The sequence below is a fragment of the Borrelia persica No12 genome, from assembly GCF_000500045.1.
GTDB classification, from domain to species: Bacteria; Spirochaetota; Spirochaetia; order Borreliales; family Borreliaceae; genus Borrelia; species Borrelia persica.
On record NZ_AYOT01000058.1, the window covers coordinates 1 to 270 of the forward strand.

1 protein-coding gene is annotated in these 270 nt (G+C 26.3%); it reads right to left on the minus strand.

The features are described from left to right. Positions 1–6: 6 nt before the first annotated feature. A partial coding sequence (locus tag U881_RS0101120) for a DUF261 family protein (RefSeq protein ID WP_024652984.1) occupies positions 7–270 on the minus strand: 264 nt, incomplete at its 5' end.

Consider the following 270-nt stretch of genomic DNA (forward strand, 5'->3'; position numbering starts at 1 on the left):
TACAACTTATTTACGATTAAATATACGTTTTGATGTTACTCGATATCTTTTGCCTCGTTTTTTTAGATCAAGTGAATCATATAGCACTTCAAAATTTGAGGTTGCTATAAAATGATACCCGGGTACTCTCTCTATTTTAACTTCACTTATTTCAAATTCATTATTTTCGCATATATAAAAAGAATTCTCAAATCGAACACCAGTTTTAATATCAAAATAATTTAATATTTTGCATGGATTTAAAATAAAGCAATTACTTTTCATATACCC